The sequence below is a fragment of the Microbacterium arborescens genome (assembly GCF_049707515.1).
Lineage (GTDB): Bacteria > Actinomycetota > Actinomycetes > Actinomycetales > Microbacteriaceae > Microbacterium > Microbacterium arborescens_B.
In genome coordinates this window covers 209,626-236,188 of sequence record NZ_JBNAFI010000003.1, presented here as the reverse complement: position 1 = coordinate 236,188, position 26,563 = coordinate 209,626, and the positions used below count along the sequence as shown (strand labels likewise).

Here is a 26,563-nt window from a genome sequence, read left to right as displayed (position 1 = left end):
GTGGGTCCTGCGCCGCCCGACGCAGGACCCATCGCCGTCGCGGGCGCACCGCGGGAGCGCGCCTGAGAGAACTGACGAGGAACCCGATGACATCCCCCCGAACCCTGACGCCCGGTCTCCCCTTCCTGTGGGAACGGGCTCGACACGTGAACCCGGGCAGCCTCGTCGCCCGCGCTCGGCGAGCGGGCCGGCGGCACGGCCGGAGCACCCTCGGCGTCGTCGTCGACATGCTGTGGCAGGCGGGCGTCCGCGGCGTGGGGTTCCAGGACTACATCGACTACGACTTCGCGATGCTCACCCCCGCCGAGCGGGCGACCTACATGACCAGCCCGGTCTCGCACCGCCTCGCGGTGCGGTTCGACGACCCGGCCTACCGTCATCTGTTCCACGACAAGATCGCCTTCAACGACACCTTCGCCCCGCACCTGCAGCGCGAGTGGATGGTCGTGACCGACGACAACGCCGACGACGTGCGCGCCTTCGCGCTGCGACACGGAACGATCGTGACCAAGGAGCCGATGGGACGCGCGGGACTCGGCGTCCACCGCTACCTCGCCCGCGACGTCACCGACTGGTCCCGGTTCCACCGCGGACTGCTCGAGCGCGGCGAGACGCTCATCGAAGAGGTCATCAGCCAGCACGACGAACTCAACGCCCTCTGCTCCGGCACCGTGAACACGACGCGCGTGACCACCTACTTCGACGGCGAGCGCACGCACATCCTCGCGATGGCGCAGAAGTTCGGCCGGGGCGCCGTGAGCGACCAGAACGCCTTCGGCGGCTTCTACGCGATGCTCGACGAGACGGGACGCGCGACCGGCGACGGCTACGACTCGAACGACCGCGTCTATCCGACGCACCCCGACAGCGGCATCCGGATCGCCGACTTCCGCCTGCCGATGTTCGAGGAGGTGCTCGACTTCGTCGACCGTCTCGCCCGCGTCGTGCCGCAGGTGCGATACGTCGGCTGGGACATCGCGGTGTCGCCGACCGGTCCGGTGCTCGTGGAGGGCAACTGGGCGGCGGGCGTCTACGAGAACAAGCCGAGCGCGACCGGCATCCGCACGGGCCACAAGCCCCGCTACCTCGCCGCGATCGAAGCGGACGCCCGGGCGGCATCGCCCGCCGCGCAGGGCGTCACGGTTCCCGCGGCCGCCTGAGCCCGTCCGGCCCCGCGGCCGCGCCCGGCGCGTGCGCGTCAGGACAGCAGCGCGCGGACCGGGAGGTCCTGACCCTCGAGGATCACCTGAGCGGCCGCGCCGGTGCGCCGGTTGATGACGACGGGGGCGAGGAGATTCACGCCGATGCCCTCGTCCGTCATCCGTGCGACCACCAGCACGCGGGCGTCATCGGGCGCTGCGAGTCCCAGGTCCGCGACGTGCGCGTCGGAGAGCACGGGGGCGTAGTCCTCGAGGACGGCCGCCGGATCGACCGCGAACAGCCGCACCTCGGGATCGGCGGCGGCCGTCAGCGCGTACAGACCGCCCGCGGCATCGACCTCGTCGAGCGCGAACGCCGTGTGCGGCGACAGCCCGGGCGGAGGTGTCACGAACTCGAGCGCGGTCATCGGAGGAACTCCATGAGCGTCGGCTGCATCACCCGTGCCGTCACCGCGAGCGCGGACTGGTACACGAGCTCCTGCGACCGCAGCGCGACGAGCACCTCGACCGTGTCGACGTCCTCGACGGCCGCGCGCTGCGCCTCGAGGGACACCGTGGCGTCGGCCGCCGCGTCTTTGGCTCGCATGATCTGATTCTGCCTCGCCCCCACCGTGCCCTGCACCCCCAGCATCGCGTTCAGACGGTCGTCGATCTGATCGATGCGGCCGCGGACGTCGGCGCCGCCGCGCAGATCGGCGACGATCGACCCGATCAGCGCGAAGACCGAGTCGTCCCCCGACCCGAACACCTCGGCGCCGCTCGCGTCGACGCGAACCGTCTCGCCGTCGGCCACGCGCCGGCGGACCTCGCTGCCGGCGACGCCCGCGAACGTGAAGTCGGGGTTGAACGCGCTGCCGTCCGTGGTTCCCGCGAAGACGGATCGTCCGAGGAGCGTGGTGTTGGCCTGCGTGAACAGCTCGTCGGCGATGGTCTCGAGCTCGAGTGCGATCGCCTCGCGGGAGTTCGCGTCGAGGGCGCCCGAGTTCGCGCCGCGCAGCGTCAGATCGCGGGCCCGTCCGAGCAGCGACGTCGACGCCGAGATGGCGTTGTCGACCGTCGTCACCCAGGTGAGGCCGTCGCCGATGTTGCGCGCGTACTGGGAGTTCCGGTGCTGGGCGGCGTGAAGGTCCAGTGCCGCCGCGGCGGCGGCGGGGTCGTCCGAGGGCGCCGCGAACGCACGCTGCGACGTCGCCTGGTTCTGCAGTCGCGACAGGTCGTTCAGCCCCGACTGCAGGTTGCGCAGGGCGGACTGGGCGAGGGTCTGCGACGTGACTCGGGTGATCATGGCGCTCCGGATGTCAGCGGCCGACGAGGCCGGTGCGGTTGATGAGGATGTCGAGAGCTTCGTCGACGGCGGTGAGGACACGCGCGGCCGCCTGGTACGCGGTCTGGTAGGTCAGCAGGCTCATCGTCTCCTCGTCGTTGTCGACGCCGGCGACCGACTGCTGCGCGGCGACGGCCGCGACAGCCGTCGTCTCGGCTCGCGCCGCGTGACCGGCCTCGGCCGCGGTGGCCACCGCGAGGCGCGATACCACGTCGCTCCACAGGGCGTCGGGCCCGTCGGCGCGCTTCCCGATGCCCGACAGGTCATCGGCGTTTCCGCCGTCGAGCGCGCCGGCGCCCGGACGCGCGATCGCGAGCTCATCGCGTCCGCGAGGCACGACGCTCAACCCGAGGGCCGCGGGCACGCCGGCGGCCAGAGCGAAGAAGTCACCGCCGGCAGCCCCCGATGCCGTCGCACCGAGACGGTGCTGCGCGTTGACGGACTCGGCCAGGGAGGTCGCCAGGTCGTTGTACGACGCCGCGAGCCCGGCGAGCACTCCGCCGGCGCCGGCCGGCGCGAGCACCGACAGCGTGCCCGCCAGCTCACCGCTCGATACGCCGACCGGCGGAGCGCCGGGCTCGCGCCACGCGAGGGTTACGGGCTCACCCGCCCCGATGGAGCGGGGCCCGGCGACCTCGAGCGCACGGGCGCGGGATCCCGAGACGAGCGCGTTCCCCTCGACCCGCAGCGTCAGCGTGCCGTCGGGCTCGATCGTGCCCACGGCGCCCGACAGGCGGGAAACGGTCTGGGCGAGCAGATTGCGCCGGTCGACGAGTTCGTTGGCCGAGCCGCCCGCGGCGGCGGCCTCGCGGATGCCGGCATTGAGGTCGGCGATCTCGGCTGCGGCGGCGTTGACCTGGTCCACCGTGCGCTCGGCGGCATCGCGCGCCGCGGACCACTGCTCGGCGACGGAGCGGTAACCGTCGGCGACGCGCGCGGCGAGGGTCTCGCCCCGCGTCAGCACCGCAGCCGCTGCCGCCGTCGAGTCGGGCGCGTTCGAGAGGTCCTGCCATGCCGTCCACAACTGGGAGAGCTGGTCGGACACACCGTTCTTACTCGGCTCGGCGAGCGCCGCCTCCGCCCGCGCCGCGGTCTGGGCACGTGTGGACCAGTAGCCGGATGCGGCGAGGGTGTCGCGCACCCGCGCGTCGAGCACAGCATCTCCCAGGCGCCCGATCGCGTCGACGGAAACACCCTGCCCCGCGACCGGTCCGAAGCGGGTGGAGCCCGCGGGCGCGGCGATGGCCGAGGTCTCCAGCCGCTGCCGCGTGTAACCCGGGGTCAGCTGATTGGCGACGTTCTGCCCCGCGATGTCCATGCCACGGCGCGCCGCCGCGAGTGCGCTCGCGGCCGTCCCCAACCCGCTGAATGTCGACATCGGTGTCCTCACATCTCCCGGTCGACGATGCGCGCGGTGTCCTCGCGGACCCGACCACCGCCGGTGGTGTATTCGCCCGTGCCGGCTTCGAGCCCGGCGAGCGTCTCGTCGACCGCGCGGCTCGCGGCGCGCAGGTGAGTCTCATTGGCGTCTTTGAGCTGCGAGACCTCGGCCATACGCTCGGTGAGGGCCGCGCGGTGCTCGGTGAAGACGTCGCGCCAGGTGCCGGTGGGTGCCGAGTCGAGCAGCTCCGCGAGGGTGGCTGCTTCGGGCACGCCCCACTCGCGCGCGACCGCGGCCACTTCGACGTCGCGACCGAGGCCGGACTCGCGCAGCTGCTCCAGCACACGCTCGATCTCACGCGAGGCGAGATGGATCCATCGTGTGTTGCCGGCCTCGAGCAGCAGCCGCTGCTCCTCCAGCTTGAAGATCAGCATCTCCAGCAGCTCGCGCTCGCGCCAGAGCTGCATCGACAGTTCGTTGGCTCCCAAGGTGTCCCCCTAACCTCAGCGACCCCTGTGGACCGCACCGAACGACTCGCTCTTCTGACGAACCGTTCTGAAGCGATCATCCTCGTCTATCGGCCGTGGAGTCGATCCCGTTACATCTGCTCAGGATTTCGTATGAGATCTTTCTCATTTTGCTTATGATGGCCTCAGCCGGCGTGACGGCATCCGCGAATTCGGGCCGCGGAAGTGGGTGCACGCCACGAAAGAGGACCCCGTGCAGCCCTTCGGTCTTGCCGAACGCAATCGACTCATCGAAGAAAACCTCCCCCTCGTGGGTTACCTGGCGCGGGACCTGCACTCGCGAGCGACCCACGTGCCGCTCGAGGAGCTGGCCTCGGTCGGGGCCCTGGCCCTCGTGACGGCGGCCGACGCGTTCGACCCCGACCTGGGGGTCCCGTTCGGCGCCTACGCGCGGCGCCGCATCCTCGGGGCGTTCGCCGACGAGATGCGCTCGATGGACTGGGCGTCGCGCGGCATCCGCAAGCGCATCAAGGAGACCACCGCGGTCCGCGACACCCTCACCGCGCGCCTCGGCCGGGTGGCGGGGGTCGACGAGATCGCCGCCACGATGGGCCTGCCGCGCGCCGCGGTCGTCGAAGCGCTCGATGACGCCGCGCGCACGGTGACGAGCATCGACGACGCGACGGTGCTCGAGGTGCCGAGCGGGATGATCCTGCCCGACGAGGCGGCGGTGCTCCGCGAGCGACGCGACGTGCTCGAGCGCGCGGTCGCGGCTCTGCCGGAACGCATGCGCGCGATCGTGCAGGCCGTCTACATCGAGGAGCGCCCGGTGAAGGAGATCGCCGCCGAGCTCGGGGTCTCGCACTCGGCCGTCTCGCAGCAGCGCGCCGAAGCCATCCGGCTCCTCCGCGACGCGCTCGAGCGCTTCGCCGCCGAGGAGCAGCCGGCCGAGCCGGTCTCCCGCGTGTCGGTCGAGACCCGCGAGGCGTACTTCGCCCGCATCACCGCGCTCCTGCCGCGGGGCGGTCGCGGCATCGCGCCCGCCGCATCCGTCGCGCTCTGATCCGTCGCGCTCCGATCCGTCGCGCTCTGACCCGCGGCGCTCTGACCCGCTCGCTCTGATCCGTCGCGCTAACGGTCACGCGGGCGCGGCCGATAGAGCGTACGGACGGCGCGCACGCCGCCGCACCGACGACGACAGGACGGGCTCATGGCGATCTCGATCGACGGCCTCGCCTCCAAACTCGACACCAAGGCCATCATCGACGCGCTCATGAACGTCGAGCGGCTGCCGCGCACGATCCTCAGCGCCAAGTCCGATGACCGCAAAGCCGTCATCGCCCAGCTGCAGTCGCTGAACGCGTCGTTGCAGTCGCTGGCGACGAAGGCGAAGGATGCCGCCGCCCCGACGGCGCTCCTGCAGCGGACGGCGACCAGTTCGGACGACGGCGTCACGGTCACGGCATCCGCCGGCGCCCCGGTGCTGCGCGCCGACATCGCCGTGGACCGTGTGGCCACAGCCCACAGCGTCGTCACGGGGGCCTTCGGCTCGGCCGCCGACGATCCGCTCGTCTTCACGGTGCGCGGCGCCGACGGCGAGCCGGTCGAGGTGCGACCGGCGTCGGGGTCGGCCGCCGACATCGCACACGCGCTCAGCGCGACCGGCACCGGGATCACCGCATCCGCCGTGTCGGCGGGTGTCGACGCCGACGGCCGGGCGCTCTGGCGGCTGCAGATCACGGCCACCGAGACCGGCGGCGCGAACGCGTTCCAGGTGTTCCGCGGTGACGCCGCCGCGGTCGCCGCGGGAACGGCGAGCGACCTCGCCGGCGAGCCGGGCTCGGCGATCGTGACCGTGGGCGCCGACGCGCAGGTCCGGCTCTGGGCGGGGACCGCCGCCGAGCAGACCGTGACCTCGGCGAGCAACACCTTCACGTCGCTGTTCGCCGGCGTGGACGTCACCGTGACCCGCGCGCAGTCCGCGCCGGTCGCGGTGACCGTGACGGCCGACGCCGCCGGCAGCACCGACGCGGCGAAGGCGTTCGTGACGCAGATCGGCACCCTCCTGGCGGGAATCGCCCGCGGCTCGACCGCGACGGCCGCCACGGCCCCGGGCGAGCAGACCAGGCTGGGCGTCTTCACCGGCGACAGCACCGTGCGCGCGCTGAGCCAGGCCCTCACGGGTGCGGTGCAGCTGCCCCTGGACGGCGTCGCCCCGTCGGCCGTGGGACTGAGCGTCGACCGCTGGGGCGCGCTGACCTTCGACGAGAAGGCGTTCACGAAGGCCCTGACCGAAGACCCCGCCGGGGTGCAGAAGGTGTTCGCCGGGGTCGCCGAGCGCGTCCAGGATGTCGCCGAACGGTACTCCGACAAGTACGACGGACTGCTCACGACCCGCATCACCGGACAGGAGACCGAGGTGAAGATGCTCGGTGAGCAGCTGGGCCGCTGGGATCTCCGGCTCGAGCAGCGCCGAGCGACCCTGGAGCGGACGTACGCCGCGATGGAGACGATGCTCTCGCGCCTGCAGTCGCAGTCGTCGTACCTCGAGTCGCAGCTGTCGGCGCTGTCCGGATCGGCGAACAAGTGAACGCCGCCCTGCGGGCGCAGCAGCGCTACCGCGAGGAGACGATCCTCTCGGCGAGCCCGTCGCGCCTGGTCACGCTGCTCTTCGACCGCCTGCTCCTCGACGTCGACCGCGGCGAAGCGGCGCAGCGATCGGGCGACTGGGAGTCGGCCAACACGCAGTTGCAGCACGCTCAGCGCATCCTCGTCGAGCTCTCCGGCTCGTTGAGCGACGACTGGAGCGGATCGGCGTCGCTGCGCGCCGTGTACGACTACATCACCCGCACCCTGATCGGGGCGAACATCGGGCGCGACCCCGAGCGCACCCGCGAGTGCCGTGATCTCATCGCCCCGCTCCGCGATGCCTGGCACGCCGCCGCCGAGGCGGCGCCCGCGTGACCTGGTCCGAGCTGCTCGACGCGCTCGACGCCGAGCTCACCGACGGCGGTACGGGCGCCGGGTGGCATCCGCCTGCCGGAATCGGCCCGCTGCCCGCCGACCTCGAAGACCGGGCACGCTCGCTCGTGCGCGCACAGACGGAACGGGCCGCGAGCGTCCGTGCCGAACTCGACGCCCTGCGCCGACACCTCGACGCCCTCGACCGCATCCCCCCGTCGCGGCCGGATGCCGCGGTGTACCTCGATCTCGACGGCTGACCCGACCGCCTGACCCGACGGCCTGACCGACCGGCTGAACGAGGCCCGCGACTAACGAGGTCGCGGATCCGGCCGATAGGGGATGCTGAGCACGGATCGCTCATCTCATCGGCCAGGGATCGGCCACATCGTTCGACGGAAGACGCCTTCGTGCTCGAATCTGTGACCACCACCGCGCTCACGAGCGCCCTCTCGGGCCTCTCCGAGCGCCAGCGTGCCATCGCCGACAACATCGCCAACGTCAACACCTCCGGGTACCGGGCCAAGATCGTCAGCTTCGAGAGCGCCCTCGCCCGCTCGGTCGAACGCGGCGACGGCGCCGTGACACCGACCGTCCGCGAATCGACGGCCCCCACGCGCCTGAACGGCAACAACGTCGACCTCGACACCGAGACGCTGGCCAACATCGAGGCGGTGCTGCGCTACCAGTTCGCCGCGCAAGCGGTGGGGGGCACCTTCAGCTCGCTGCAGACCGCCATGAGGACGTCATGACCTTCGACGCGATCGGCATCGCCGCGTCGGGGCTGACCGCGCACCGGACCTGGCTCGATGCACTGAGCGACAACATCGCGAACGTCAACACCGCCGTCGCACCGGGCGACGATGCGTTCCGCCAGCGATACATCGCGGTCGAATCCGCCGGCGACCCCGGCGGTGTCCGGGTCGCGGGCGTCGTCTGGGGCGACACCGCGGGACGCCTCGTCCACGAGCCGAACAACCCGCTGGCCGACGCCGACGGCTACGTCCGGTACCCCGACATCGATCTCGGCGAGCAGATGAGCCACCTGATCCTCGCGCAGCGCGGCTACCAGGCCAACGCCGCTGTCGTGGACCGCGCGAAGACGACGTACGAGGCCGCTCTCCAGATCGGACGCCGCTGATGCCGCCGCTGTCGGGCATCGACGCCCTGGGCTCCGCCGCATCCGCCCTCACCTCCTCCGTCCGCGAGCCGCAGCAGACCGACGGGTCCGGCTTCGGGGCGAGCCTGACCGGCGCGGTCGACGAGCTGCGCGCGATGCAGTCGACCTCGAACGAGCTCGCCGTGTCGGCCGTCACGGGCGACCTCGACGACATCCACGCCGCGATGATCGCGTCCTCGCGCGCCTCGGTGACCCTTGAGCTCGTCGCCGCCGTGCGCAACAAGGGCGTCGAGGCGTTCAACGAGATCATGCGGATGCAGGCCTGATGCCCGCCGCCGTCACCTCGCTCTGGACGCGCCTGCGCTCGACCATCGCCGGTTTCACTCTCGCGCAGCGCACGATCGCGATCATCGGCATCGCCGTGCTCGCGATGGGCGTCTTCGCCCTGGCCAGCTGGATGTCGCGGCCGACGCTCACGCCGCTGTTCTCGGGCCTCTCCGCCTCGGACGCCAGCGCGGTCGTCGAGCAGCTGCGCTCGGGCTCGGTCCCCTATGAGCTGACCGACGGCGGATCGACGGTGCTCGTGCCCGAGACCGCGGTGTACGAGCAGCGCCTCGCGGCGGCATCGGCGGGGCTGCCGACGGCCGAATCGGCGGGATACTCCCTCTTCGACAAGATGGGCGTGACGAGCTCGGAGTTCCAGCAGTCGGTCACGTACAAGCGCGCCATCGAGGGCGAACTGGCGCGCACGATCGGGGCGCTCGAGAACGTCGCGACGGCCTCGGTGCAGCTGGCCATCCCCGAGGAAAGCGTGTTCGTCTCGCAGCAGGTCGAGCCGACGGCATCCGTCTTCATCGAGACCTCGCGCGGCGTGACGCTCCCCGCCGAGCAGGTCGAGGCGATCGTCCACCTCACCTCCGCCGCCGTGAGCGGGATGAAGCCCGAGAACGTCGCGGTCGTGGATGCCGCCGGCCGCACCCTCTCGGCGATCGGCGGCGACGCGACCCGCGGCACCGACCAGCAGGCGGGCGCCTACGAGACCCGGATGACCTCGAGCGTGCAGCAGATGCTCGACACCGTGCTCGGCGCCGGAAACGCCACCGTCTCGGTGGCCGCCGAGATGCAGCAGGCCGCGACCGAGCGCGTCGACGAGACCTACACACCCGTCGAGGGGGCGCTGCCGGCCACCGAGGAGACGAGCACCGAGACCTTCACCGGAACCGGGGGCCAGACCGGCGTGCTGGGCACGGAGCTGCCGGCCGGGGCCGACGGTGCCGGCACCTACGAGTCGACGCAGACCAACCGCTCGAACGTCGTGAACAAGACCGTCGAGAGCACCTCGACACCGGCGGGCGCCGTCGCGCGCCAGACCGTCGCCGTCGCCGTCAACGCCGACGGCACCGATGTCGTCGACGTCGCACAGCTCGAGGCGCTCGTGGCCTCGGCCGCCGGGATCGACCGGGCACGCGGCGATCAGGTCACCGTGGAGCTCGTGGCGTTCAGCGATCAAGGCGCTGTCGCCGCCCAGGCGGCACTCGACGCCGCCCGCGAAGCCGAGGAGGCCGAGCGCGCCGCCGAGACGCTCCGCACCTCGATCGTCGCGGCCGTCGTCGTGCTCGGACTCATCGGCGCGACGATCGCCGGCGTCGTGATCGCCCGTCGCCGGCGCGCGGCCGCCGAAGACGAGGCGGTGCTCACGCTCACGCCCGTCGACGAGCCGCTCGACGGCTTCGACGCCCTCACTCGCGGCCTCGCGACGCCGCTGCTCGACGCGGCGCCCACCGTCCCCCTGCCCGCGATGGAGACCGAGCCCGATCCCGACCCCGAGCCGGTTCAGGTCGCCCTCGACCGCCGCCGCGCCGAGATCGGCGACTTCGCCCGCCGCGACCCCGCCCGCACCGCCGACCTCCTGCGCCGGCTCGTCCGCGACTCGACCGACGCATGAGCGGGCTGAGCGGAACCCAGACCGCGGCGGTCGTCATCATGAACCTCGACCGCGCGCAGGCCGTCGAGGTGCTCAAGCACCTCTCCGACGACGAGGCGGAGGCGATCGCAGCCGAGATCATCCGGATGCGCGACCTCGACCTCGAGACCACGCGGGACGCGCTCACCGACTTCCAGCGCGTGGTGCGCGGCCACCTCCCGCCCGTCCGAGGCGGGCGCGACCTGGCGACCGGGCTGCTCGAGGCCTCGCTCGGACCGGAGCGGGCGGCGGGCGTGCTGACGAAGGTGTCGTCGTCGATGACGAGCTCGTCGTTCGAGTTCCTGACCGCCGTCGAGCCGGCCCAGGTCGCCAGCATCCTCGACGGCGAGCTGCCGCAGACGGTCGCGCTCGTCGTCGCGCATCTGCCCGTCGATCGCGCCGCGTCCGTCCTCGCCGAGATCACCGACCCGGCTCGCACCGACGTCGCCCAGGCCATCGCCACGATGGGCACGGCGTCGCAGGAGGCCGTCGCCGTCGTCGCGGCCGCGCTGCGCGCACGCTCGGGCGCCCTCACCACGCGCGACGCCCGCGAGACCCTCGGCGGTGTGCAGCCGCTCGTCGACATCATCAACCGGTCCGACGCGACGGTCGAGAAGGCCCTGCTGGCGAGCATCGAAGCGCGAGACAGCGCACTGGCCGAAGACATCCGCTCGCGCATGTTCACCTTCGCCGACATCGTCGTGCTCGATGACCGCGACGCCCAGCGGGTGCTCCGCGGCATCGACGTGCGCGTGCTCGCGCTCGCGCTCAAGGGGTCGTCGGGTCCGGTCGCCGACGTGATCCTGCGCAATATGACGGAGCGCAACCGCGAGGCGCTCCAGGAGGAGTCGCGCCTGCTCGGCACCGTGCGGGTCTCGCAGGTCGAGGAGGCCCGCGCCGCGATCGTGCGGACGATCCGCGAGCTCGAGGCCGCCGGCGACATCCGGGTGCAGCGCGTCGAGGAGGAGTATGTCGTCTGACGCCTTCACGCGGCTCGAGATCCCCCGCCTGTCGGGGCCGTCGCTCACGCAGGAACGCGACCGTGCGCGGGCGCGCGGACACGCAGCCGGGTACGCCGCGGGATATGCGGAGGGGATGCGGCTGGCCGCAGCTCGCGCCGAGCGCGAGGCCGACGAGCGCGCCGAACGCGACCTGCGGGCGGCGGCGGCCGAGCGGGCACGGGTCGACGCGGTCGTCGCGGCCCTCGAGAGCGCGTCCGCCGCGTTCGACGCCCGCACGGCCGAGCTGACGGCACCGGCCGTGGCCGATCTGTACGCGAGGGCGGTCGAACTGGCCGAGGCGATCGTCGGGCGCGAGCTGTCCGATCCGGTGCGGTCCGCCCTCGCGACCGCCACCCGTGTCGATCGTGCCGTGTCGGGGCTTCGGGATCCGCGCGGGTCGGCACCGGGCGAGGAAAGCGGGCTTCCGGTCGCGCGGCTCTCACCCGCGGATGCCGAGACGCTTGCCGCCACCGGCTCCGGGCCGCGCTCGGTCGCGGTCGAGGCCGATTCGGCTCTCTCCCCCGGCGACGCGATGATCCGGCTCGCCGACGGCGCGATCGACCTGCGGATCAGCGCCGCCTTCGCTCGGGCCCGCCGGTGCCTCGAGGACGGCGCATGAGCGCCGCATGGTCCACCGTCCTCGAGGCGGCGCGACCGCTTCGAACCGGCACGGTGTCGCGCATCGTCGGGCTGGGGGTCGACATCCGCGGGGTGCACGGCGCGGTCGGCGACCTCGTCGACCTCGGCACGGAGCCCGGCATCGCCGCCGAGGTGGTCGCGGCCGACCACGGCGTCCTGCGCTGCATGCCGCTCGCGGCCCCCGACGGCCTGCGGGTCGGCGACCCGGTGCGGGCGCTGTCGGGCCCTGCCCGCGTGCCGGTCGGCACCGGGGTGCTCGGGCGGGTACTCGACGGCCTCGGCCGCCCGATCGACGGCCGGGGCCCCGTCGTCGCCCCGCGCGTCGACCTCGACCACGCGCCGCCGCCTGCTCTCGGGCGCGAGCGCATCACCGACCCCCTCGTCACGGGAGTGCGCGCGATCGACACCCTGACGCCGATCGGCCGCGGCCAGCGGATGGGCCTGTTCGCCGGATCGGGAGTCGGCAAGTCGTCGCTGCTGTCGATGATCGCCCGGGGCTCGTCGGCGACGGCCAACGTCATCGCCCTCGTCGGGGAGCGCGGACGCGAGGTGCGCGAGTTCCTCGAAGACGACCTCGGCCCCGAGGGCCTCGCCCGCTCGGTGGTGGTCGTCTCGACCTCCGACCAGCCCGCGATGGCCCGCCTCCGCGCGGCATCGACGGCCACGCGCATCGCGGAGTCGTTCCGCGACGACGGCCAGCACGTCGTGCTGATGATGGACTCCCTGACGCGCGTCGCGATGGCGCAGCGCGAGATCGGCCTCGCCGCCGGCGAGCCGCCGGCCACGCGCGGATACCCGCCCTCGACGTTCCCCGTGCTGGCGCGGCTCCTCGAACGAGCCGGCACCGACCGGCAGGGCTCGATCACCGGCATCTACACGGTGCTCGTCGAGGGCGACGACCACAACGAGCCCGTCGCCGACACGGTGCGTTCGATCCTCGACGGGCACCTCGTGCTCGACCGGACCCTCGCGGTGACCGGCCACCACCCCGCGATCGACGTGCTCGGGTCGGTGTCACGGCTGGCCGGCAAGGTTGCGACCGCCGAGCAGCGGAGGCTCGCCACGACGCTGCGATCCGTGCTCGCCGCCCGTCAGGATGCTCAGGACCTCATCGGCGTCGGCGCCTACCAGTCCGGGGCGAACCCGCGCGTGGATGCCGCCGTCGCCTCGGAACGCGCGATCGACGCCTTCCTCCGACAGGACCTCGACGACCGCTCCCCGGCTGCCGAGTCGTGGCGTCGTCTCGGCGAGCTCGTCGCCTCGTTCGGGAACGTCTCGTGAAGCGCGGCTTTCCCCTCGCGGGGCTGCTGCGCATCCGCGGCATCCAGCAGCGGACCGCCGCAGCGCACCTCTCGCGCGCGGCCATGGAGCAGCAGCGCACGGAGACACGGGACCGGCAGGTGCGGGCGGCGCTGACAGCCTCCGCCGACACCCCGGGAGACGTCCGCACCCTCGCCGCGCTCGCCGCCAGCCGCGTCGCCGCCCGGAGCCTGCTGACCGACCTCGACTCATTGCGGCGGGCACAGCGCGACGAGGTCGACGCGGCGCGGGCTCGCCTGACCGAGGCCCGACGGGCGGAGCAGGGGATCGAGCGCCTCGGCGAGGCGTTCCACGAGCGGGAGCGGGCACGGCGGGATGCCGCTGAGCAGGCGGTCCTCGATGAGATCGCGCTGCGCTCCGCGTCGCCGGACCCTCTCGCTGCGCCGAAGGCTCCTCTCCCTGCGCCGAGCCCCCCTCTCGCTGCGCCGAGCCCCCCGAGCGGACCCCGTTCCCCCGAGGGTGCGTCATGAGCCTGTGGGGTGTGCAACCCGCGCCGGGGAACGTGATCATCCGCCGGGGACTCGACGTCGCGACGAGTGACGCCGGCGGCGGTTCGACGACCGCGTCGGAGGTCTTCGCGCTCGTGTACTCGGGACAGTCCGCGGCCGACGCGCGGGCGACCCGCGGGACGACGGCGGATGCGGCGGGGCAGGACGCGGCGGGGACAGGCGCGGTGGGGACAGGAGATTCTGCCCCGCGGACCACGGAGCCCGCGTTCGACGCCGAATCCCGCGGCGGCGTGCCGGACGCGGCGGACGGCGACTCCGGTCCGCTCACGTCGGGCGACCTCGCGTCCGTGGCCGGCAGCGACGCCGGGTCCGTCGATCCGGCCATCGCGGCATCGCGTGTTCCAGCCCCGATCGCTTCCGCCGCCCCGACCGCACCGGTCGGCTGGGCGCCGGGCGTCGCCTCGCCGACGGAGGCCCGCGCGGCGTTCCGGACGCCCACGACCGATGCGAGCGCCGGGCTCGGGCGAGAGGTCGACGTCACGCCCCTCGCGGCATCCGCGGCGACCGGGACCGATGAGGCCGCCGGGTTTGGGCGAACGGTGAACGTCTCGCCCCTCGCGGAATCCGCGTATCGCCCCATGGCTCTCGGCGACCCGGACGCGGCCACCGGCACGGGCGCTTCGGCGGTCGGAGCGCGCCCGGAGAGCGCCGCGGCATCGGCGGCCGGAGCCGCCGCGGCCCTCGCACGAGCAGCGACACCGGCGCCGACTCCGACTCCGACTCCGGCTCCGGCTCCGACTCCGACCGCAGCCCCGGCCTCCGCACCGATGGCGGCACCCGCATCTGCCGGGCCATCGGTACCCGCGGCGGCGTTCGCGACGGCGATTGCGACGGCGACGGCGACGGCGACGGCGACGGCGACGGCAGCATCCATTCACGAGGCGGCTCCGGCGCCGTATGCAACCCGGCCGCACTCGTCCGCGACATCCGGGCCGTCGCCCGCCAGCGCGCCGACGGCACCGGCACCGGCACCGGCACCGCCAGCAGCCGCGGCAGCTGCGCCATCTCCCCCAGCGACGCCGGCCGCGTCAGCCGCGCCATCCGCGGACCCCGCGCCGCTGCCGACCGGAACGCAGGCACAGCACGAGGCACTGCCGACGCGGCAGGATGCGGCGCCGACGGCACAGGCGGCATCCGCAGCTCAGGCGGCATCCGCAGCTCACGCGGCTTCGGCGGCACAGGCGGCATCGGCGGCCCAGGCCGTCGCGGGCTCCGCCGCGTCCGTGACCGCGACTCCGCCCGCTGCTGCCTCGGCCCCGGCCTCATCCCCACCCGCGCCCACACCCACGCCACCGCCGGCGCACCCCGCGCTCGCACCGCAGCTGCGGTCCCCGGTCCTCTCGCTCGCGGGCGCCGACCCCGGCCGCCACACGATGGTCCTCCGGGTATCGCCCGAGTCCCTCGGCCCGATCACCGTCACCGCGCACATCTCCGGGTCGGCCATCACCGTCGAACTCGCCTCCGGCAGTGCTGCAGGCCACGATGCGATCCGGGCCGTGCTCGGCGACCTGCGGCGTGAGCTGGCGGTGCTCGCGCCGTTCTCCTCCGTCAGCCTGGCCTCCAGCGGAGACCCGGCGGTCCCGGCATCCCCCGCGCACGGACCGGGTGCCGGGGGCCAGCATGCCGGGGGCCAGCACGCCGCCGCGGGCGGGCCCGGCGGGTCGGGCGGTCAGGCATCCGGAGGGATGCCGCAGACGCCTGACGACTCGCGCGGCAGCGGGCACCCCCGCGGCGTGACGCCAGAAGCCGACGCGGCGACGCGCGCCGACGGCGACATCCCCCTCACCGAACCGCGCCGCGCCGCCCTCCCGGGCACCGGACGCATCGACCTCTACGCCTGAACCGGAGAATCGCCATGAGCAGCATCGCCCCCGTCGGCCTCGTGGGTGCCACGCCCCCCGCGTCCGCCCCGCCCGCCGCGCCGAAGCAGACGCTCGACGCCGAGGTGTTCCTACAGCTGCTCGTCGCGCAGATGAAGAACCAGGACCCGAGCTCGCCCCTCGACACGAACGAGATGATGGCGCAGACGACGCAGCTGGCGATGATGGAGCAGCTCGTCGCGCTCACGACGACCTCGTCCGAGCACTTCGCGCTCACGATGCGCCAGACCGCGGCCTCCCTCGTCGGCCAGCAGGCTTCGTACGTCGATGCCGACGGCACGACCCGCAGCGGTCGCGTGACGCAGGTGTCGTTCGAGAAGGGCGTGCCACTCGTCACGATCGGCGGCACGGCCGTTCCCCTCGACGTCGTCTCGGGCATCTCGGTGTCGGACGCCGCCACGGTGCCGCCGCCCCCGGCATCCGCATCCTGACCCCGTCACCGCCCCGCATAACGCTCCGCACCCCCGCATCCCAGACCCCACACCGAAGGACACCCCATGCTCCGCTCGCTCTACGCCGGAATCTCCGGCCTCCGCTCGCACCAGACCATGCTCGATGTCACGGGCAACAACATCGCCAACGTCAACACCGTCGGATTCAAGGCCGGCTCGGTGCAGTTCCAGGACACCCTGTCGCAGATCGTGCAGAACTCACGCGCCGCCCAGGCGGATGCCGGGGGCACGAACGCGGCCCAGGTCGGTCTCGGCACGCAGGTCGCCGCCGTCCGCACGAACTTCACGCAGGGGTCGCAGCAGGCGACCGGCGTGCCCACCGACCTCATGATCGCCGGAGAGGGCTTCTTCGTCGTGCGAAACGGCGCCGAGACGCTCTACACGCGCAACGGCTCGTTCGGGTTCGACGCGGCGGGACGCCTCACCACCAAGGACGGCGCCCTCGTCCAGGGCTGGAGCGCCGTCGACGGCGTCGCGCAGACCGGCGGGCCGGTCGGGAACATCGCACTCCCGGTGGGTGCGACCTCGCCCGGACGCGCGACGACGACCGCGAGCGTGACCGGAAACCTGCCCTCGGGCACTCCCGCGGGAGAGAGGCTCGTCCGCGACGTCACCGTCTACGACGCTCAGGGCGAGGCGCGCCAGCTCGCGCTGACCTTCACCCGTACCGCGGGCGGCTGGGACGTCACCGACGGCACCGCGACGACCGCGCTCGCCTTCACCGACGGACGCCTGACCGCGCCCGCCGGCATCACCTCGGGCGGCGTCGCCGTCGACCTCTCGGCGATCACCGGCTACGCCGATCTCAGCACCGTCAAGATCGGCGGCCAGGACGGCCGCGCGCCGGGCAGCCTCGTCTCCTACACCCTCTCGGCCGACGGCAGCCTCGTCGGCGCCTTCAGCAACGGCGCGACCTCGGTGCTCGCCCAGATCGCCCTGGCGTCGTTCGACAACCCCGAAGGACTCGAGAAGGCCGGCTCGTCGCAGTACCGCGCGGGGGCGAACTCGGGTGCGGCCGCCGTCGGCGTCGCAGGAACCGACGAACGCGGCGGGCTCGTCAGCGGCGCCCTCGAGATGTCGAACGTCGACCTCTCGCAGGAGTTCACCAACCTCATCGTCGCCCAGCGCGGCTTCCAGGCCAACGCCCGCATCATCACCACGAGCGACGAGGTGCTGCAGGAGCTGACCAACCTCAAGCGCTGACCGCGGCACGGCACAACTCCTCCAGACCGCGGCGAAGTCGGCCGGAAAGGCCGGATCCCCCGCCGGCCACGACCGTTCTGGAGGAGTTGTGCGCGCGACCGCGCCCGTCGCCCGCTAACCGACGGCCTTCGGCTGCCGACAGTCCCCGGGGAGCCGCCGCACCCGCGACGACCCGCTCCCGCATCCTGCGGACCGACGAGAAGGGCGACATGATCGTTCTGACACGACTGAACCGCCACCGGTTCGCCGTGAACCCCGACCTCGTCGAACGCATCCAGGCGAGCCCCGACACGACGCTCACCCTCGTCGACGGGGCGACATTCGTCGTGGCCGAGACGATGGATGCCGTCATCCAGAGCATCGTCGAGTTCCGCGCCCGCGTGCTGGCGACGGCACTCGATCACGTCGGGTCATCCGGGCCCGCGTCGGCGACCGGGACCGCAACCGCGTCCGCCGCTACGACCGCCGCTACGACCGCCACGATGGAAGGCGAGCGCTGATGGATCCCTCCCTGCTCATCGGCATCCTGCTCGCCTTCGGCGGCCTGTGGGCGATGATCCAGCTCGAGGGCGCGAGCATCAACGCCCTGCTGCTGCCCGCGCCGATGGTGCTCGTCTTCGGCGCGACGATCGCGATCGGGATCGCGGGCGGCACCCTGCGCGACGCGGCGGGCGCCGTGCGCGCGCTGCCCCGGGCCTTCATCGGCATCAAAGGATCGACCGAGGCCCTCATCGACACCGTGGTCGGCTACGCCGAGAAGGCCCGCGCCGAAGGACTGCTGGCGCTCGAGAGCGCCGTCGCCGACGAGAAGGACCCGCTGCTGCGCCACGCCCTGCAGAGCATCGCCGACGGCACGGATGCGGAAGACCTCCGCGTCGTGCTCGAGGACCGCGTCGCGACGGTCGCGGCCGAGCGGCGCACGGCCTCGCGCTTCTACTCGGCGCTGGGCGGGTACGCGCCGACGGTCGGCATCGTCGGAACGGTCGTCTCGCTCACCCACGTGCTCGAGTACCTCGACAAGCCCGACCAGCTCGGCCCCCTCATCGCCGCTGCCTTCGTCGCGACCCTCTGGGGCCTGCTGTCGGCGAACTTCATCTGGCTGCCGATCGGCACGCGGCTGCAGCGCCTCGCCGAGATCGAGATCGACCGCATGACGCTCGTGACCGAGGGCATGCTCGCCGTCCAGGCGGGCAACCCCCCGATGCTGGTCGCCGAGCGGCTTCGCGCCCTCGCCCCCGAGACCAAGCCCGGTCGCGGTCGCGCGAAGGCGTCGGCCGGCGAGCCCGCGGACGCGGGAGTATGAGCGCCCCGCGGCGCAGGCGCGTCATGGAGTCCTCGCACGAGGGCCCCGATGAGCGCTGGATGGCGTCGTACCTCGACATGATCACCGTGATGATGTGCATGTTCATCGTCATGTTCGCGATGTCCAACGTCGACCAGGAGAAGTTCGAGCAGCTCCGCGCCTCGCTCGCGACCGGGTTCGGGTCGGAGATCTCCGAGACGCGCGACGTGTCGGAAGGGGTGGTCGTGCCGCCCGAGCTCGTCGAGGAGGAGGGCGAGGGCTTCGTCGCGACCCCTGTCGGTCCGACTCCGGCCGAGGCGGAGTACAGCTCGCTCGACGACCTGCGTGCACGTCTCGAGGGCGCTCTCGCCGAACAGGGCCTGGGCGACGCCGCGACCTTCACGATCGACGACCGGGGTCTCACGATCGGGCTCGTCAGCGCCGAGACGTTCTTCGACACCAACAGCACCGACCTGAGCGATCGCGCCCGCGCCGTGCTGGACGCCGCCGGAGGGGTGCTCGCCGCAGACACGCACCTCATCTCGGTCGAGGGTCACGCCGACGCCCGACCCGCCGTCGCGCCGTTCGCCGACAACTGGGAGCTCTCGACCGCGCGGGCCAACGGCGTGCTCGGCTACCTCGTCGACGCGCGCGGCGTGGCCCGTGAGCGCATCAGCTCCGTGGGATTCGGTTCGTCGCGCCCTCTCGCCGAGGGATCGAGCGCCGAAGCCCTCGCGCAGAACCGGCGCGTCGACCTCGTCGTGCTTTCGGATGCCGACGCCGAGGTGCGCGGCGAACTCCCCGCGCTCGCCGCCGCCGACGGCTAACCAGGAGCGATCCGCGGCCGATAGTCCGTGGCGTGCAGACCGTGCCGACCGCCCCGAGCGCGCGATCCGAGGATGCCGCGACCGCGGCCCCGGAACGCTACGACTTCGGCCGACCCGCGGCGCTGTCCCGTGAGCACACGCGCGCACTGGCGGGGGCCTTCGACGCCTTCGCGCGCCAGTGGGCGATGCAGCTCGCCGCGAAGGCCCGCGTACGCGCGCACATCGCCCTCGAACGGGTGAGCCTCGAGACCTACGACGAGTACGTCGCGACGATCCCCCCGACGACGACCCTCGTGCTGTGCTCCGACGCGAGCTCGGACGACCGCGCGGTCATCGAGTTCCCGCTGCCGTCGGCGCTGTCGTGGATCGTGAAGATGCTCGGCGGCGGCGGCTCGCAGCGCCCGGAGCCCCGCGCCCTCACTGCGATCGAGCAGGCCCTCATCCGCTCCCTCATGGACGAGACGCTCGCGCACCTGCGCACCGCGCTCGGCGCCCTCCTCCCGCGCGAGCTCAGCGTCGGGGCGGTGCAGTACAACGCCGCCTTCGCGCAGGTAGTCGGCGGTCAGGACCTGGTGGTCGTCGCGCGTTTCTCGCTGCGCCTGGCCGACCGCACCGAAAGCGCCACGATCGCCCTCCCCGCCACGACGCTTCTCGAGCGCCTGTCCGACAGCGCCTCGGCGCCGCGCGCCACGAACGACCCGGGCCTCGTCCGGCAGCACGTCGAGCAGACGCCCGTCGAGGTCACGCTGCGGCTCGCCCCCCGGGCCGTCCTTCCCGCCGAGGTCCTCGACCTCGCCGTCGGCGACGTCATCACCCTCGCCCACGGCGCCGACCGTCCGCTCGACCTCACGGTCGACGAGCACGTCATCGCCTCGGCGACCGTGGGCTCGCACGGGGCGCGTCTCGCGTGCGTCGTGACGGCATCCGATCTCTCCCCCGCTCTGTCCGAGGAGTCGACATGACCAGCACCACCACCCATGAGGCAGCGGCCGCGGCTGCGTTCGCCGACCGCCTGCCCACCGCCTCGCGCATCACGGCGCGGCCCGGGACCAGCGCGGGCGAGACCGGCGACGCGGTCGTCGTCTCGTCGGTCGGCGACACGAGTGCCGCGCTCGCGGTCGTCGTCCTCGACGAGTCGGCCCTCCTCGGCGCGGACGCGGACCTCCCCCTGACGGAACGGCTGCGCGATGCCCTGGATGCCGCCGCCACGGCGTTCGGACCGAGCGTTCTGGGCGAGGCGTCGATCGGCGACGCCTCGGCGCTGTTCGCTCACCCGGCCGCGCAGGTGTTCGACCTCGTCGATGAGGACGCGCGCGTGATCGGACGCCTCGCGGTGCGCGTCTCGCATCCGGCGGCGGTCTCGCCACGTCGCCTCCAGCGCATCGCCGGCGTCGAGATGGAGCTGACGGTCGAAGTGGGCCGCACCCGGATGGCCGTCCGCGACGTCCTCGACCTCGAACCGGGCCGGATCATCGAGCTCGACCGTTCGGCGGGCGCTCCCGCCGACGTCAAGCTCAACGGCCGCCTCATCGCCCACGGCGAGATCGTCGTCGTCGACCAGGACTACGCGGTGCGCATCACGCGCATCATCGAGAACGCGGAGGCCTGACATCGACGATCTGCTGCTCGCGCTGCGCGTCGTCGTCTCCCTCGGCGTCGTGCTCGCGATCGTGTGGCTGCTCCAGCGGCGTCTCGCCCGCGGCGGCACCTCGGTGGCGGGCGCGGGGCGCGGCCGCGCGCGGCGGTCGGCGCGAGCGGATGCCGCTGCCGCCATCACCGTCGTCGCCAAGCGCGGCATCGGACCCAAGGCGCAGGTCGCCGTGGTCGAGATCGATGGCGCCCGTTACGTGCTGGGCATCACCGAGGGCGGGGTGTCGATGCTCGATCGCATCGACCCCGACGTCTCGGCGACGGATGACGCCGTGGCCCGGCCCGGGCTCCGGGACGTCGTCGGCGACGCTCCTCTCACGCCGCCCGTGCCCCTCCTCCGGTCGCAGGCGCGAGCCGAGCGCACGGCACGCACCGAGCGCACGGCACGCACCGAGCGCACGGCACGCACCGAGCGCACCACGACGATGACCGCGCGCGACGCGGCGCACGTGCTGCGCCGGGCCCTCGGCGCGTGATCTCGAGCGGCGCGGTCGGCGCGCTCGCGCTCGTCGCCGCGTCGACGCCCCCGCCGAACGGCGGCATCTCCGTCGACATCAACGGGATCGACGGCACCCCGTCGTCGTCGGTCCTGACCCTCATCGGCATCACGCTGCTGTCGGTCGCCCCGGCCCTGCTGCTGATGATGTCGTCGTTCACGAAGATCTTCGTGGTGCTGGCGATGACCCGCAACGCCCTGTCGCTGCCGACGATCCCACCCAACCAGGTGCTCGCAGGACTCGCGCTTTTCCTGACGCTGTTCATCATGTGGCCGGTGCTCACCGAGATCAACACGGTCGCGGTGCAGCCCTACGTCGACGGGTCGCTGACCTTCACCGACGCGGTCGCGGTCGGCGCCGATCCCCTCCGCACCTGGATGCTGACGTTCACGCGCGAGGAGGACCTGGCGCTCATGACGCGGTTCGCGGGCGCCGAGAATCCCGAGGACGCCGCGAGCGTCCCGATGATCACCCTCATCCCGGCATTCATGATCTCGGAGTTGCGCGCGGCCTTCATCATCGGCTTCGTCATCTTCGTGCCCTTCCTCGTCATCGATCTGGTCGTGGCCGCGGCGCTCATGTCGATGGGCATGATGATGCTCCCGCCCGTGATGATCTCGCTGCCGTTCAAGATCCTCCTGTTCGTCCTCGTCGACGGGTGGGGACTCATCCTCCGCACCCTCATGGAGAGCTACGGAGCGGGCGGATGAGCGGGGACGGCGCATGAACCCCGAAGCCGTCCTCGACATCGGCATGGAGGGCGTGATGCTCGCGGCCAAGCTCGCCGCCCCGCTGCTGATCACGGCCCTCGTGGTGGGGTTCGCCATCTCGCTTCTGCAGTCGATCACCCAGATCCAGGAGGTCACGCTCTCGTTCGTGCCGAAGGCCGTCGCCGTAGCGATCGCGCTCGTCGTGTGCGGGCACTGGATGATCGCCGAGGCGATCGCCTTCACCCACACCATGTTCGACCGCATCCCGCACCTGCTCTCGGGCGGCTGAGATGCAGGTGCTGCTCGACTTCGCCTGGATCGAGGCCACCGGACTCGCCGCCGTCCGCACGACCGCGTTCGTGTTCACCGCCCCGCCCTTCTCCTACGGCGCCTTCCCCGCCCGCATCAAGGCGATGGTCGCGCTCGGGGTGGCGCTGGCCCTCAGCGGCACGGTGACCCCGGGTTACGAGAGCCTCGACACCGGCGGCTTCCTCCTCGCCCTCACGCTGCAGGTCGTCACCGGTGCGCTCCTCGGCTTCCTCGTGATGGCCTGCTTCGCGGTCGTGCAGTCGGCCGGCGGGCTCATCGACGTGTTCGGCGGCTTCCAGCTGGCGCAGGCGTTCGACCCGCAGATGAACGTCAACGGCGCGCAGTTCACGCGCCTGTTCCAGATGATCGCTCTCGCGCTCCTGTTCGCCAGCAACGGCTACCAGCTGATCCTCGCGGGGCTCGCCCGGAGCTTCTCGGCGATCCCCGTCGACGGCGCGCTCGACCTCGCCCGCCCCGTCGAGCTGCTCGTCGACACCGCGTCGCAGCTGCTCGTCGCCGCGCTCCAGATCGCGGGCCCCCTGCTGCTCGTGCTGTTCCTCGCCGACATCGCACTGGGACTCGTCAGCCGCGTCGCCCCCGCCCTGAACGCCTTCGCGCTCGGCTTCCCGCTGAAGATCATCCTGACGTTCCTGCTCGCCGGCAGCGTCATCCTCGCCCTCCCCGCCGTCGTCGGCGCCCTCACCGACGACGCGACCGGGCTGCTGATCGGCGGCACGCGATGAGCGGCGGCGTCTCATGAGCAGCGACAGCGGCGAGCGCACCGAGCACGCGAGCCGTCGCCAGCTGCGCGAGGCGTATCGCAAGGGCAAGCTCTCGCGCAGCCAGGACCTGTCGGCCTGGCTCGCGATCGGCACCGTCGCACTCGTGCTGCCGGCCATGATCGGAGCGGGCGCGGATGCCGGGGCCGCACAGTTCGTCGAGGTCGCCGCCGCCATCCGCGACCCCGACCCCCAGCACGCCGTCGCCGTACTGGCGTCCGCGCTCGGCAGCATCCCGGCCATCCTCGGCACGGCGCTCGTGGCCGTCGCGCTCGTCGCGATCGTCGGATCCGTCGCCCAGGGCGGTATCCACCTGCGCGGTGTGCCCGCCCGATTCGAGCAGTTCAACGTGCTGAACGGCGTCAAGCGGCTCTTCGGCGTGCAGGCCCTGTGGGAAGGCGCGAAGGCCCTGCTCAAGACGGCCGCGATCGGGCTCGCCCTGTGGTTCGTCATCGCCGGGCTCATGCCCGTGATCACGATGAGCGGCGCCCACCCGATCACGCGCCTGCTCGAGATCGCCTCGACGGTCGTGACCTCGCTGCTGATCACCGCCGTCGCCGTCGGCGTGCTGCTGGCAGCCATCGACGTGCTCGTCGTGATGCGCCGCAACCGCAAGCACACCCGCGTGACGAAGAAGGAGGCGCGCGACGAGCACAAGAACTCCGAGGGCGACCCCCTCATCCGCAGCCAGCGGCGCGCGCGGCAGATGGCCATGAGCCGCAACCGGATGATCGCCGCCGTCGGCGACGCGGATGTCGTCCTCGTGAACCCCACGCACATCGCCGTGGCCCTGCGCTACGAGCCCGGCAAGTCGGCGCCCCGCGTGGTCGCGAAGGGCCAGGGTCTCATCGCCGAACGCATCCGTGAGCGGGCGCACGAGGCCGGCGTCCCGCTCGTGCGCGACATCCCGCTCGCGCGAGCCCTGCACGGGGCGTGCGAGCTCGGCCAGGAGATCCCGGGCGATCTGTACACCGCCGTCGCCCGCGTGCTCGTCTTCGTCGACGGGCTCAGGCGCCGCGGCGCCGCCCGTGGCGTCCACACCGTTCCCGAGAGGAGGACACCCCGATGAACATCCTGAGAAGGTCGCTGGTGCCGATGGGGGTCGTCGGCATCATCATGCTGCTGATCGTGCCGGTGCCGCCGCCGATCCTCGACGTGCTCATCATCACGAACATCCTGTTCGCGCTGCTGATCCTGCTGACGGCGATGTTCGTGAAGAAGCCGCTCGATTTCGCCGTCTTCCCCTCGCTGCTGCTGGTGGCCACCCTGTTCCGTCTCGGCCTGAACGTCGCCTCGACGAAGCTCATCCTCGGGGAGGCGCACGCGGGTCAGGTCATCGACGCCTTCGCCGCGATCGCCGTCGGCGGATCGCTCGTCATCGGCATCGTCGTGTTCCTGATCCTCATCGTCATCCAGTTCGTCGTCGTCACCAAGGGCGCCGAACGTGTCGCCGAGGTGGGCGCCCGGTTCACCCTCGACGCGATGCCCGGCAAGCAGATGGCCATCGACGCCGACCTCAACGCCGGACTCATCACCGATGCCGAGGCCCGGCGCCGGCGCGCCGAGATCGCCGCCGAGGCCGACTTCTACGGCGCGATGGACGGCGCGTCGAAGTTCGTCAAGGGCGACGCGATCGCCGGTCTGGTGATCATCATCATCAACCTCGTCGGCGGCGTCGCCATCGGCATGCTCTCGCGCGGTATGGAGCCGGGCGAGGCCCTCAACACGTACGCCCTGCTGACGATCGGCGATGGGCTCGTCACGCAGATCCCGGCTCTGCTCATGGCCGTCGCCACCGGCATGATCGTCACGCGCTCGGGCGCGGAGTCCGACATGGGATCGGCCGCCGCGGCGCAGTTGACGCAGTCGCGCAACGCCCTGTCGATCGCGGGCGGAGCGGCGATCGTGATGTCGTTCATCCCCGGGATGCCGATGCTGCCCTTCCTCGTCATCGGCGCGACGCTCCTCCTGATCGCCCAGCGCGTCGGGCGCCGTGACCAGGTGCGGGCCGCCGAGGACGCCCCGGCCGCCGACCCCCGCGGCACCGCCGACACCCCGGAGGACCTGGCCGAACGGATGCGGGTGCACGCTCTGGAGATCCTGCTCGCGCCCGACATCGTCGACCTCGTCACCGGCGGCCCCGACGACCTGCTCGGACGCGTGCGGTCGCTGCGACGCAAGACCGCGCTCGAGCTGGGCCTCATCGTGCCGCCGGTGCGCACCCGCGACAGCATCGAGCTGCCGCCCGCAACCTACGTCATCCGGGTCGCCGGCATCGAGGCCGGCCGGGGGGTCGCCCCGCGCGGCTCGCTCCTCGCGCTCGGCTCGGGCCTGGAGACACTCCCCGGCTCGGCGTCGCCCGACCCCGTCTTCGGCATCGAGGGCAAGTGGGTGCCGCTGGAGATGCGCCACAGCGCCGAGCTGGCGGGCGCGACCGTCGTCGATCGGGCGAGCGTCATCATCACCCACCTCTCCTCCGTCATCCAGTCCCACGCCGCGCGGCTCCTCAGCCGTGAGGACGTGCGTCAGCTCACCGAGGCGCTCCGTCAGGCGAGTCCGTCCGCCGTCGAAGAGCTCACGCCGGCCCTGCTCTCGCTCGCCGAGGTGCAGCGCGTGCTGCAGGGCCTGCTCGCCGAGCGCATCCCGATCAACGACCTCGCCCGCATCTACGAGGCGCTCGCCCTGCGGGCGAAGACGACGACCGACCCGGATGCCCTCATCGAGGCGGCACGCCTGGCCCTCGGGCCCGCCGTCGCGACCCGCTTCGCCGAGCAGGGGCGACTGCGCATCGTCATGATCGACCCGCTGCTCGAGCAGTCGATGCTCGAAGCCATGCGGCCCAGCGAGGACGGCCCGCACATCGCGCTCGATCCGCACCGCCTCGAGGCGGTCGTGGCCTCGACGCGATCGGCGCTCGCGGCCGCGGGGCCCGGGCCCGAGCCGGTGCTGGTGTGTGCGCCGTCGCTGCGCTCCGCGGTTCGGCGCCTCATCTCGTCGCAGACCGACGGGCTGCCCGTGCTCTCGTACACCGAGGCGACGGCGGGCGGGCTCGCCATCGACACGGTGGGGGTCGTGCGCGACACGATCGGCGATGCCCACGCCATCACGCCCGCATGAGACTCGCGCGGT

The 26,563-nt window shown here is 72.6% G+C and carries 31 protein-coding genes; 27 read left to right on the top strand and 4 right to left on the bottom strand.

Annotated elements, in window-relative coordinates; translation table 11 throughout:
- Positions 1–86: 86 nt before the first annotated feature.
- Positions 87–1,160: a sugar-transfer associated ATP-grasp domain-containing protein gene (locus ACPYN5_RS08115; RefSeq protein ID WP_424448474.1), complete on the top strand. Its 1,074-nt coding sequence runs from the start codon at positions 87–89 to the stop codon at positions 1,158–1,160.
- 38 nt (positions 1,161–1,198) lie between these two features.
- On the opposite strand, the gene ACPYN5_RS08110 is transcribed toward ACPYN5_RS08115, so the two are convergent.
- Genes ACPYN5_RS08110 through flgN form a run of 4 tightly spaced genes read right to left on the bottom strand, consistent with a single transcriptional unit; the run spans position 1,199 to position 4,353 of the window.
- Positions 1,199–1,567 (bottom strand): flagellar assembly protein FliW, encoded by a 369-nt coding sequence (locus ACPYN5_RS08110; protein ID WP_424448473.1) that lies wholly within the window; start codon positions 1,565–1,567, stop codon positions 1,199–1,201.
- Positions 1,564–2,445 (bottom strand): flagellar hook-associated protein FlgL, encoded by an 882-nt coding sequence (gene flgL / locus ACPYN5_RS08105; RefSeq protein ID WP_424448472.1) that lies wholly within the window; start codon positions 2,443–2,445, stop codon positions 1,564–1,566. The genes ACPYN5_RS08110 and flgL overlap by 4 nt, the downstream gene beginning before the upstream one ends.
- Before the next feature lie 13 nt (positions 2,446–2,458).
- Positions 2,459–3,862, bottom strand: coding sequence for a flagellar hook-associated protein FlgK (flgK, locus tag ACPYN5_RS08100; RefSeq protein WP_424448471.1), 1,404 nt, complete (start codon positions 3,860–3,862; stop codon positions 2,459–2,461).
- Between the two features lie 8 nt (positions 3,863–3,870).
- A complete protein-coding gene (gene flgN, locus ACPYN5_RS08095; RefSeq protein ID WP_424448470.1) occupies positions 3,871–4,353 on the bottom strand; it encodes a flagellar export chaperone FlgN in 483 nt (160 codons plus the stop codon).
- A gap of 232 nt (positions 4,354–4,585) precedes the next feature.
- Between flgN and ACPYN5_RS08090 the strand changes: the two genes are divergently transcribed.
- From ACPYN5_RS08090 to ACPYN5_RS07965, 26 genes are all read left to right on the top strand, one after another.
- A complete protein-coding gene (locus ACPYN5_RS08090; RefSeq protein WP_424448469.1) occupies positions 4,586–5,395 on the top strand; it encodes a sigma-70 family RNA polymerase sigma factor in 810 nt (269 codons plus the stop codon).
- A 147-nt stretch (positions 5,396–5,542) separates the two neighbouring features.
- Positions 5,543–6,922, top strand: coding sequence for a flagellar filament capping protein FliD (gene fliD, locus ACPYN5_RS08085; protein WP_424448468.1), 1,380 nt, complete (start codon positions 5,543–5,545; stop codon positions 6,920–6,922).
- On the top strand, positions 6,919–7,296 hold the full coding sequence (gene fliS, locus ACPYN5_RS08080; RefSeq protein ID WP_424448467.1) for a flagellar export chaperone FliS: 378 nt from the start codon (positions 6,919–6,921) through the stop codon (positions 7,294–7,296). The genes fliD and fliS overlap by 4 nt, the downstream gene beginning before the upstream one ends.
- Positions 7,293–7,553, top strand: coding sequence for a hypothetical protein (locus ACPYN5_RS08075; protein WP_424448466.1), 261 nt, complete (start codon positions 7,293–7,295; stop codon positions 7,551–7,553). The genes fliS and ACPYN5_RS08075 overlap by 4 nt, the downstream gene beginning before the upstream one ends.
- A 150-nt stretch (positions 7,554–7,703) precedes the next feature.
- Positions 7,704–8,045, top strand: coding sequence for a flagellar basal body rod protein FlgB (locus ACPYN5_RS08070; protein WP_424448465.1), 342 nt, complete (start codon positions 7,704–7,706; stop codon positions 8,043–8,045).
- On the top strand, positions 8,042–8,434 hold the full coding sequence (locus ACPYN5_RS08065; protein WP_424448464.1) for a flagellar basal body rod protein FlgC: 393 nt from the start codon (positions 8,042–8,044) through the stop codon (positions 8,432–8,434). The genes ACPYN5_RS08070 and ACPYN5_RS08065 overlap by 4 nt, the downstream gene beginning before the upstream one ends.
- The gene (gene fliE / locus ACPYN5_RS08060) at positions 8,434–8,739 is read left to right on the top strand and encodes a flagellar hook-basal body complex protein FliE (protein ID WP_424448463.1); all 306 of its coding nucleotides are present in this window, start codon (positions 8,434–8,436) and stop codon (positions 8,737–8,739) included. The genes ACPYN5_RS08065 and fliE overlap by 1 nt, the downstream gene beginning before the upstream one ends.
- Positions 8,739–10,358 (top strand): flagellar basal-body MS-ring/collar protein FliF, encoded by a 1,620-nt coding sequence (fliF, locus tag ACPYN5_RS08055; RefSeq protein WP_424448462.1) that lies wholly within the window; start codon positions 8,739–8,741, stop codon positions 10,356–10,358. The genes fliE and fliF overlap by 1 nt, the downstream gene beginning before the upstream one ends.
- Entirely contained in the window at positions 10,355–11,356 is a 1,002-nt protein-coding gene (gene fliG, locus ACPYN5_RS08050) for a flagellar motor switch protein FliG (RefSeq protein WP_424448461.1), read from the top strand. Before fliF ends, fliG begins: the two co-directional genes overlap by 4 nt.
- Complete coding sequence (locus tag ACPYN5_RS08045) at positions 11,346–11,996, top strand: FliH/SctL family protein (protein ID WP_424448460.1); 651 nt, start codon at positions 11,346–11,348, stop codon at positions 11,994–11,996. The genes fliG and ACPYN5_RS08045 overlap by 11 nt, the downstream gene beginning before the upstream one ends.
- A complete protein-coding gene (locus ACPYN5_RS08040; RefSeq protein WP_424448459.1) occupies positions 11,993–13,297 on the top strand; it encodes a FliI/YscN family ATPase in 1,305 nt (434 codons plus the stop codon). The genes ACPYN5_RS08045 and ACPYN5_RS08040 overlap by 4 nt, the downstream gene beginning before the upstream one ends.
- Positions 13,294–13,806: a flagellar export protein FliJ gene (locus ACPYN5_RS08035; protein WP_424448458.1), complete on the top strand. Its 513-nt coding sequence runs from the start codon at positions 13,294–13,296 to the stop codon at positions 13,804–13,806. The genes ACPYN5_RS08040 and ACPYN5_RS08035 overlap by 4 nt, the downstream gene beginning before the upstream one ends.
- Positions 13,803–15,686: a flagellar hook-length control protein FliK gene (locus ACPYN5_RS08030; protein WP_424448457.1), complete on the top strand. Its 1,884-nt coding sequence runs from the start codon at positions 13,803–13,805 to the stop codon at positions 15,684–15,686. The genes ACPYN5_RS08035 and ACPYN5_RS08030 overlap by 4 nt, the downstream gene beginning before the upstream one ends.
- Before the next feature lie 14 nt (positions 15,687–15,700).
- Positions 15,701–16,156, top strand: a complete 456-nt coding sequence (locus ACPYN5_RS08025) for a flagellar hook assembly protein FlgD (RefSeq protein WP_424448456.1) — start codon at positions 15,701–15,703, stop codon at positions 16,154–16,156.
- 66 nt (positions 16,157–16,222) lie between these two features.
- On the top strand, positions 16,223–17,380 hold the full coding sequence (locus tag ACPYN5_RS08020) for a flagellar hook protein FlgE (RefSeq protein WP_424448455.1): 1,158 nt from the start codon (positions 16,223–16,225) through the stop codon (positions 17,378–17,380).
- A gap of 209 nt (positions 17,381–17,589) precedes the next feature.
- The gene (locus tag ACPYN5_RS08015; protein ID WP_424448454.1) at positions 17,590–17,880 is read left to right on the top strand and encodes a flagellar FlbD family protein; all 291 of its coding nucleotides are present in this window, start codon (positions 17,590–17,592) and stop codon (positions 17,878–17,880) included.
- Complete coding sequence (locus ACPYN5_RS08010; RefSeq protein WP_424448453.1) at positions 17,880–18,683, top strand: motility protein A; 804 nt, start codon at positions 17,880–17,882, stop codon at positions 18,681–18,683. The genes ACPYN5_RS08015 and ACPYN5_RS08010 overlap by 1 nt, the downstream gene beginning before the upstream one ends.
- A gap of 23 nt (positions 18,684–18,706) precedes the next feature.
- Positions 18,707–19,489, top strand: a complete 783-nt coding sequence (locus tag ACPYN5_RS08005) for an OmpA/MotB family protein (RefSeq protein WP_424448452.1) — start codon at positions 18,707–18,709, stop codon at positions 19,487–19,489.
- Between the two features lie 32 nt (positions 19,490–19,521).
- Entirely contained in the window at positions 19,522–20,451 is a 930-nt protein-coding gene (locus tag ACPYN5_RS08000; protein WP_424448451.1) for a flagellar motor switch protein FliM, read from the top strand.
- The gene (gene fliN / locus ACPYN5_RS07995; protein WP_424448450.1) at positions 20,448–21,098 is read left to right on the top strand and encodes a flagellar motor switch protein FliN; all 651 of its coding nucleotides are present in this window, start codon (positions 20,448–20,450) and stop codon (positions 21,096–21,098) included. The genes ACPYN5_RS08000 and fliN overlap by 4 nt, the downstream gene beginning before the upstream one ends.
- A gap of 49 nt (positions 21,099–21,147) precedes the next feature.
- The gene (locus tag ACPYN5_RS07990; protein ID WP_424448449.1) at positions 21,148–21,615 is read left to right on the top strand and encodes a flagellar biosynthetic protein FliO; all 468 of its coding nucleotides are present in this window, start codon (positions 21,148–21,150) and stop codon (positions 21,613–21,615) included.
- Positions 21,612–22,346 (top strand): flagellar type III secretion system pore protein FliP, encoded by a 735-nt coding sequence (fliP, locus tag ACPYN5_RS07985; protein WP_424448448.1) that lies wholly within the window; start codon positions 21,612–21,614, stop codon positions 22,344–22,346. The genes ACPYN5_RS07990 and fliP overlap by 4 nt, the downstream gene beginning before the upstream one ends.
- Before the next feature lie 13 nt (positions 22,347–22,359).
- Positions 22,360–22,635: a flagellar biosynthesis protein FliQ gene (gene fliQ, locus ACPYN5_RS07980; protein ID WP_424448447.1), complete on the top strand. Its 276-nt coding sequence runs from the start codon at positions 22,360–22,362 to the stop codon at positions 22,633–22,635.
- A gap of 1 nt (position 22,636) precedes the next feature.
- Positions 22,637–23,398, top strand: coding sequence for a flagellar biosynthetic protein FliR (locus ACPYN5_RS07975; RefSeq protein ID WP_424448446.1), 762 nt, complete (start codon positions 22,637–22,639; stop codon positions 23,396–23,398).
- 13 nt (positions 23,399–23,411) lie between these two features.
- A complete protein-coding gene (locus ACPYN5_RS07970) occupies positions 23,412–24,503 on the top strand; it encodes an EscU/YscU/HrcU family type III secretion system export apparatus switch protein (protein WP_424448445.1) in 1,092 nt (363 codons plus the stop codon).
- A complete protein-coding gene (locus ACPYN5_RS07965) occupies positions 24,500–26,551 on the top strand; it encodes a flagellar biosynthesis protein FlhA (RefSeq protein WP_424448444.1) in 2,052 nt (683 codons plus the stop codon). The genes ACPYN5_RS07970 and ACPYN5_RS07965 overlap by 4 nt, the downstream gene beginning before the upstream one ends.
- The last annotated feature ends 12 nt before the right edge of the window (positions 26,552–26,563 follow it).